7 protein-coding genes and 1 pseudogene are annotated in these 8,039 nt (G+C 57.4%); 7 read left to right on the top strand and 1 reads right to left on the bottom strand.

The window, feature by feature from the left end; all coding sequences use genetic code 11:
- The 7 genes and pseudogenes from DI606_RS20400 to DI606_RS18620 all read left to right on the top strand — a co-directional run.
- Nucleotides 1–78, top strand: a pseudogene (locus tag DI606_RS20400) (exodeoxyribonuclease VII small subunit); the annotation flags it as partial.
- Between the two features lie 11 nt (nucleotides 79–89).
- Complete coding sequence (locus DI606_RS18645; protein ID WP_293985360.1) at nucleotides 90–1,016, top strand: polyprenyl synthetase family protein; 927 nt, start codon at nucleotides 90–92, stop codon at nucleotides 1,014–1,016.
- 4 nt (nucleotides 1,017–1,020) lie between these two features.
- Entirely contained in the window at nucleotides 1,021–1,530 is a 510-nt protein-coding gene (gene coaD, locus DI606_RS18640; protein WP_293985359.1) for a pantetheine-phosphate adenylyltransferase, read from the top strand.
- 101 nt (nucleotides 1,531–1,631) lie between these two features.
- Nucleotides 1,632–2,399, top strand: coding sequence for a peptidylprolyl isomerase (locus DI606_RS18635; protein WP_293985358.1), 768 nt, complete (start codon nucleotides 1,632–1,634; stop codon nucleotides 2,397–2,399).
- Nucleotides 2,400–2,424: 25 nt separating this feature from the next.
- Nucleotides 2,425–3,453: a tRNA preQ1(34) S-adenosylmethionine ribosyltransferase-isomerase QueA gene (queA, locus tag DI606_RS18630; protein ID WP_293985357.1), complete on the top strand. Its 1,029-nt coding sequence runs from the start codon at nucleotides 2,425–2,427 to the stop codon at nucleotides 3,451–3,453.
- A gap of 220 nt (nucleotides 3,454–3,673) precedes the next feature.
- Nucleotides 3,674–5,314, top strand: a complete 1,641-nt coding sequence (locus DI606_RS18625) for a DUF262 domain-containing protein (protein ID WP_293985356.1) — start codon at nucleotides 3,674–3,676, stop codon at nucleotides 5,312–5,314.
- Between the two features lie 198 nt (nucleotides 5,315–5,512).
- Complete coding sequence (locus tag DI606_RS18620; RefSeq protein ID WP_293985355.1) at nucleotides 5,513–6,346, top strand: serine protease; 834 nt, start codon at nucleotides 5,513–5,515, stop codon at nucleotides 6,344–6,346.
- Nucleotides 6,347–6,917: 571 nt separating this feature from the next.
- On the opposite strand, the gene DI606_RS18615 is transcribed toward DI606_RS18620, so the two are convergent.
- Nucleotides 6,918–8,039: an IS110 family transposase gene (locus DI606_RS18615; protein WP_293985354.1), complete on the bottom strand. Its 1,122-nt coding sequence runs from the start codon at nucleotides 8,037–8,039 to the stop codon at nucleotides 6,918–6,920.

Genomic DNA, 8,039 nt, shown 5'->3' with positions numbered 1-8,039 from the left:
GCCGAGGCGCGCATTCAAAAGCTGACGCTCGACGCCAGCGGCGCGCCGACGGGCGCGCAGCCCTTCGGCGCGGACTGAAAGGCGCCGCGATGGGGGACGGTGCGATAGGGAATGAAGGGCAAAGCGCGACCGCCGTCGTGACCGCGCGCGCGGGCGAACTGGCGGAGGAAATCGATGCCGCGTTCGACCGGCTGCTCGCGGTTCCAGACGATGCGCGCCATCGCCTTTACGATGCCATGCGCCATGCAGCGATCGGCGGGGGCAAGCGGCTGCGTCCGTTGCTGGTGCAGGCGGCGTGCGACCTGTTCCACATCAGTCGGGTTTCGGCGCTGCGCGTCGGCCTCGCGATCGAATGCATCCACGTCTATTCGCTGATCCATGACGATCTTCCCGCCATGGACGACGATGACATGCGCCGGGGCAAGCCCACGGTCCACAAGGCGTTCGACGAAGCCACCGCGATCCTGGCTGGCGACTGCCTCCACGACCTCGCTTTCCAGATCCTGTCGGATGAGGATACGCATCCCGACCCGTTCGTGCGCATCGAACTGGTGAAGGCGCTCGCGCTCGCCAGCGGCCCGGCGGGCATGGCGGGGGGGCAGATGATGGATCTGGAGGCGGAAAGAACCCGCTTCGACCTTGCCACCGTCACCCGGCTTCAGAACCTCAAGACCGGCGCGCTGATCGAAGTATGCGTCGAGGCTGCCGCGATCATGGCGCGCCTGCCCGCCGAAGCGCGCCTGCCGCTGCGCGGCTATGCCCGCGACATCGGCCTCGCCTTCCAGATCGCGGACGACCTCCTCGATGTCGAGGGCGACCCGGACCTTGCGGGCAAGGCGCTGGGCAAGGATGCGGCCGCGGGCAAGGAAACGTTCGTGTCGCTGCTGGGCGTCGATCGCGCCAGGGCGCAGGCGGCCATGCTGGTCGACCAGGCGAAAGCGCATCTGCACGGGCACGGCGCTGAGGCCGACCTGCTGCGCGCCATTGCCGACTATATCGTGGAGAGGGACCGCTAACCCCATGAGCATGCAGCGTATCGGCGTCTATCCCGGCACCTTCGACCCCATCACCCTGGGGCATATGGACATCATCCGGCGCGGCGCGAAGCTGGTCGACAAACTGGTGATCGGCGTCACCACCAACATCGCCAAGTCGCCGATGTTCACCGACGAGGAGCGGCTGGAGATGGTCCGCCGCGAATGCGCCGGGATCGATGCGGAAATCGTCGTCACCGGTTTCAATTCGCTGCTGATGGACTTTGCCGAATCGCAGGGCGCGAACGTCATCATCCGGGGGCTGCGCGCCGTGGCCGACTTCGAATATGAATATCAGATGGCGGGCATGAACCAGCAGATCAACGGACGGGTCGAAACCGTCTTCCTGATGGCGGACGTGTCGCTACAACCCATCGCATCGCGTCTGGTGAAGGAAATCGCACTCTACGGCGGGCCGATCCACAAGTTCGTCAGCCCCGCGATTCGCGACGAGGTGGTCGCGCGCGTCGAACAGGTGGGCCGCAAGGGGGGGTGACCGCCCGTTTCAGCTTGCGTTCAGTTGCCAATCGCGATCAGCGCGCTATCAGGGCGGAGCGACCCGCCGGGTCCGATCTATTGAAGGAAAGCGTCTCTCCCATGCGTTTCACTCGCGCGCTCAAGACCGTGGCGATCGGTTTCGCCCTCACCGCGTCCGGTATCGCCTGCGCCCAGGGCGGCGGCCGGGGCCAGGCCGAGGAGATGAAGAAAGCGGAAACCGCTGCAAAGGCGCAGGAGAATCTGAAGAAACTGGGCATCGACCTGACGCCGCAACTGCCGCCCGCGACGGTGCCTGCCGATCCACAGAATATCTGGGACCTCGACCTGTCGAGCGGCGGTCGCGTGCGGATTCAGTTGCGCCCCGACATTGCGCCCGCCCATGTCGAGCGGATCAAGGAACTGACGCGGCAGGGCTTTTACAACGGCCTTAAATTCCATCGCGTGATCCCCGGCTTCATGGCGCAGGGCGGCGATCCCAAGGGCGATGGGACCGGCGGTTCGACGCTTCCCGACCTCAAGGCGGAATTCAATCCGATGCCGCATCTGCGCGGCACCGTTTCCATGGCGCGCGCGCAAAGCCCCGACAGCGCCAACAGCCAGTTCTTCATCGTGCTGCTGCCCCGGATGCAGCTCGACAAGAAATACACCGTCTTCGGTCGGGTGATCGACGGCATTCAATATGTCGACGCCATCGCGCCGGGTGAGCCGCCCGCGAACCCGACCGTGATCCTTCAGGCGTCGATCGAAAGCGACGGGAAGCCGCCCGTCACCGCCGCGCCGCCGCCACCGCCCGCCGCGCCTTCCATCGTGCCGACTCCCGCATCCACGAAGCCTGCTGCCCGGAAACCGGCACCGGTCAAGAAGTAAGCGGCCCTTTCGTTCGCGAAGCGTTATGCGCGTAGACCTGTTCGATTTCGACCTGCCGCAGGACAATATCGCCCTGCGCCCCGCTTCGCCGCGCGACAGCGCGCGGCTGTTGTTCGTGCCGGGCGATGCGGGGATGCAGGATCATGTCGTGCGCGATCTGCCGTCGCTGTTGCGGGCGGGTGACATGCTGGTGTTCAACGACACCCGGGTCATTCCCGCCCAGCTCGAAGGCCGGCGCGGCGAAGCACGCATCGGCGCGACGCTGCACAAGCGGATCGGGCTGCGCCAGTGGCAGGCCTTCCTGCGCAATGCCAAGCGGGTTCGGGCAGGCGACCGGATCGATTTCGGCGCGGACGTGACGGCGATTGCCGGGCCGCGCGACGAGGATGGCGGCGTAACGCTGGATTTCGAAGGCGACGAACCGGTCGAGCTGCTGCTGGAGCGGGCCGGTCGGATGCCGCTCCCCCCCTATATCGCGAGCAAGCGCCCCACTGACGAGCGTGACCGCAGCGACTATCAGACCATGTTCGCGCGGGAGGATGGCGCCGTGGCGGCGCCCACTGCCGCGCTGCATTTCACGCCCGAACTGATGGTGCGCCTCGCGCAGGCGGGGGTGCTCACGGAAACGCTGACGCTGCATGTGGGGGCGGGCACGTTCCTGCCGGTCAAGGCCGACGATACCGACGATCACCGGATGCATGCCGAATGGGGCCGGATCGACGCCGCGACGGCAGAGCGTCTCAATGCCGCGCGAGCGGCGGGCGGGCGACTGATCGCGGTCGGCACCACGTCGCTGCGGTTGCTGGAAAGTGCAACCGGCGATGACGGCATCGTCCGCCCCTTTGCCGACGAAACGCGCATCTTCATAACGCCGGGCTACCGCTTCCGCGCAGTCGACGGTCTCATGACCAATTTCCACCTGCCCAAATCGACATTGTTCATGCTGGTATCTGCCTTGATGGGCCGTGACCGGATGAAAGCCGCTTATTCCTATGCCATCGAAAATGGCTACCGTTTCTACTCTTATGGGGATAGCTCGCTGCTACTGCCGTGAGAGAGGCTTAGAATTGCCACAACACCGGAGCGGCGTGTTTGTGGGTAACCAGTGTAACACGATATCATCTAGGTCGGGTAGCCACTCGACCTATATCGTGATCTTTCAAAATTAAGTCGATACATTATACGCGTATTCTAGCGTTTAGTTCAATCCGGTGCATATTCGTGCACCTTGGTTATTGCCTTTCTTATAGCGATTCACAAGAACATGTTTCGCAATGAGCGTCTACGGGGATTTGTGCCTAGGCGTGGAGCATATCACTGGGGGTGTGACGTTGGAGTACCAGTCTTATTCGATCCGCAAAATTTTGGATGCTGTCACTAGTGGAGAAATTAGAATCCCAGCCTTCCAAAGAGGCTTTGTGTGGGAGATGGACCGGGTCGCTCATCTACTGGATAGTATATACAAAGGCTATCCTTTCGGCTCACTATTGTTTTGGCGTACCAAGCAACAACTCGCTGTTGAGCGTACTTTGGGTACATTCAGTCTGCCCGAGCCGCGGGTAGAATATCCTATCGACTATGTGCTTGATGGGCAACAACGCTTGACTTCCATATTTACCGTCTTTCAGACCGAACTCACTCCTGAAAGTAATCCTGAATGGACCGACATCTATTTTGATTTGGATGCTGGCGACAATCCACAAGACAGTGCTTTTGTTGTCCTCGAGCGAGTCGACGAGGTAGATCGCCATAGATACTTTCCAATGCGCGTCTTATTTGATTCGGTCGGATACAGGGCGAGCACCAGCCATTTGAATGAAGAAAAAACTGCTGCGATCGATAAGCTCCAAGAGAAATTCAAAGAAGTTACTATACCTGTCCAGGTTCTTAAAAGCGAGGACAGGTCTATTGTTGCTATTGTTTTTGAGCGAATAAATCATCTTGGCGTGGCACTGGATACTTTGCAACTTTTATCAGCTTGGACGTGGAGCGAAGACTTCGATTTACTAGACAAATTTAGGGATTTACGGGAGGAATTGTCGGACTTTGGATTTGCAGGTGTAGGAGACGATTCTGACCTTATATTAAGTTGTGTAGCAGGAATACTCGCGAAAGAGCCAGGTCCAGAAACTCTGCTGAAGTTAAACGGGTCGGATGTACGAGAGCAATTTTCTCGTGTGCAACAGGGCATTCGAGGAGCGATTGACTTCCTGAGAACGCAGCTCAAGGTGGTTCATCTTAAACTGCTTCCGTATCCGTCTATGCTTGTCCCGCTAGCGGTGTTCTTCGCAGAGCCCGAGGGGAAGGATGTCGTTTACAATGGTAAAACGTATCGACAGCTAAAGCGTTGGTTCTGGCGGACCTGCTTTTCTGCTCGGTATTCAAGTCAAACGCGTAAAACAACTATTTACGATATCGAGCAGGCAGAGCTTCTCAAAAATGGTCAGCCAAATAGTTTTGGTGAGATAGATTTGAAGATAGATGAAGTATTTTTCAAAAGTTCATTTCGGGTAGGTGCCGCTGCTACCAAAACGTTTGTTTTACTACTATCTAACAATGGCCCAAAAAGCTTGGTATCTGGAAAAGATGTAGATCTGGATCGCGTTCTTCAGAGTTACAATCGATCGGAATTCCATCATATATATCCTCGAGCATTCTTGCGTGACGCCGGACACGATGATCCGTCGATAAACGTGCTTGCTAATTTCTGCTTTTTGAGTGCCGCAGAAAATCGCAACATTGGGAAAAAGCGCCCCTCCGTATATTTTAAGGATTTGGGAAGCGAGGATCACGATATTAGCGAGACATTGGCGTCTGCCTTCTGCGCCGCTGATGAGTTCAACGACGACTATGATAGTTTCATCAAGGCCCGGACGGGACGCTTAGTAGCTTTCGCGGAAAGGCTTACAGCATAGTTCATTCCGCTTGCCTGTCGCGCAACGATCTAGGCGTGGATTGGCCCTCCTTTGACCTATAATTTATTTTAGTTTTGGAGGGGTGGGGCAATGAGCGCGACGTAGGTTTGGTCGCGACCATAACGGGGCAATGACAGCGTGCTTATCTGAGCGTCGCCTAGATTTAGACCGCATATAACGACGAATTGGAGCTATTCGATGTCCTTATCTACGGCAGAGCAGATGCTATACTCTACCCTCATGCTGACAGCTTTTAACGATGACAAACAGATTGGGACAGGTACAGGTTTTTATTGGGGAATTCAAAAGGATGATGGAGGTGCTATACTAATTGCTACAAATAAGCATGTTATTGCTGGAGCAAATCGCCTTAAGTTTTCTTTTCATATTGCCAACAGAGAGAATCCTGCACTCCCAAGTGGAGATTTCTACAATATCGATTTCCGTATGCGCGAGAGTGATGTCATCAATCATCCCAATCCTGATATCGATTTATGCGCAATTGTATTCTCTGGTATATACCAACAGTCTCTAGATTGTGGATTTAGGATTTTCTATAAAGCAATCACTATAGATATGGTCCCTACGGCTAATGAATTTAATAATTTTGATGCCATAGAAGATGTTGTAATGATCGGCTGTCCTAATGGATTGGTCGACACGGTAAATAATATGCCCTTAGCTAGGCGAGGGCTCACAGCAACGTCATTGAAGAGAGACTACGAGGGTTCTCCAGATTTTATGGTAGATATGGCCTGCTTCCCGGGGTCTTCAGGCTCGCCTGTTTTTCTGTTCGAAAAGACGTCTTCGCTGCATGCGCCTATGTTGGGACCAGAACGTATGAGGTTTTACTTCCTCGGCGTTTTATACGCGGGGCCAATGATAAGCAACGAAGGCAAAATTGTTTTTGCAAGACAGCCCTCTGTTTCAGTGTCTTCGATGATGCATCTTGGCATGGTCGTTAAATCCACTGAAATGCATGAGCTTAATCGAGCAATCGATCTGAAAGCACGTCAGGATGGCAACATTTAGTTCTTCTTACAAGCGGCGCTAATGCCATCTTATTTGAAGGGAGCCAACTCTGTGCTGCTTCAAACCCCTATTGCGGACCGCCGCTAATCCCGCCACATAAGCGCTGCCTTCCGTGAAAGCCGGTAGGCGGGGCATGGAAACCCCAACACACGAACTCGGTCACCAGATTTGGAGGCCGGGTGGCATGCGCGCATGTCCAGTCGGTTCTTCCGATAAAGGCGCATGCGCCTGGACGTGTGTCAGGTTTCCAACATTCTCTAGCTGAGGTCCCTGCGGCAGGGCGGGACGTTGGTATTTTCTACTTCATCATGCTTTGCCTTTTCTGGCAATGGTCACGTCGGCATGTCGATCGACCCGGGGTGCAACAGTCTCTCCGGGGTCATGCGACGGCTATCTTGGTGCAGCCTTCATCCATGTCGCATGCCGCAATGGGGTCGGTTCGTATCGAAGGGTGGCGCTTCAACAACCGTAGCTCGGGGTCATCGCTGCCCCAATGTTCGAATCGAAGTCACCGGTCCCTCCGCCTCCCGGGAGGATCGTACCGTCCGACGGGACGGATGGCGTAAAGGTATCAGGCGCGGGCGGCCGTCATCATCTGGCGATGCGGTTCGACCGTTTCCGCCTTGAACTGGAAGTGAGTGCCATCCCGCCACATGCCGAACAGGATGACGGCGAGCTTCCGGGCAACCGCCACCTTCGCCTTGTTGAACCCTACCTTCTTCGCGAGCCGGATGCCCCAGTCCTTCAATGACGAGAAGGTCTTGGTGGCGGACAGCAGCACCGTTGCGGCGTTCACCATATGCGTGCGTGTCAGCCGGTTGCCCATCTTGCTGATCTTGCCATGGGTCAGGCTCTCGCCGGATTGGTATACGCGCGGCGTGAGCCCGATATAGGCGGCGACATCGTCCGCTCGCCGGAACCGCGATGGTTCCTCGATCGCGGTGAAAAACGAGAGGGCAGTGATGGCGCCGACGCCCGGCACCGCCATGAACCGCCGGCACACCGGGTTGGCGGCGGCGAGCGCCTCCAGCTCGGCTTCGATCCGCACGGCATCGGTCTGGAGCCGTTCGCACAGGTCGAGTACCGGCAGGATGCGTGGTCGCAAATTGATCCCCTCCCGATCCTGGATGACATGCAACTGCTCGACGACACGGTCGCGATAGGTGGCTGACGACTTGGCGCCAGGTTCGACCCGTCCGCCATAGACGCGCAATAGGCCGCGGATCATATTCTCGTTGGCCAGGCGCTGCTGCACCAGTCGGTGGCGCATGATGAGTTGGGCGCGCACCTCGAAGCAGGCTGCGCTCTTCACATAGACCTCGGTCAGATAATCGCGGCCGGTGCGCGTGATCTCGGCGATGCCGCGCGCATCGTTGGTGTCGGTCTTGTTGCGCTTGAGGGACAATACGCGATGGACCTGCAGCGCGTCCATAACAGCGACATGATAGCCCTGTCGGCGCAGACCGCCGGCGAGATGCGCCGACATCGCGCCCGTCTCCATGCCGATGACCGCGACGTTAGAAGCGAAGTTCTTCGCTAGATAGCGCCCGATCTCGGTCGGATGGGTCTTCATCGAACAATGGTGAACGACCTTTGTTGATTGCCGCTGAGAAGTGACCCGGGGAGGCCAGTAATTTCCACTGAGAAGTGACCCATGTTTGAACACGTCCCTTAGCTTTGAGCGGGGGACCAT

It is taken from the genome of Sphingobium sp., from assembly GCF_003248505.1.
Taxonomy (GTDB): domain Bacteria; phylum Pseudomonadota; class Alphaproteobacteria; order Sphingomonadales; family Sphingomonadaceae; genus Sphingobium.
The sequence above is the reverse complement of the archived record's forward strand: the minus strand, read 5'-3'. Positions and strand labels throughout refer to the sequence as shown.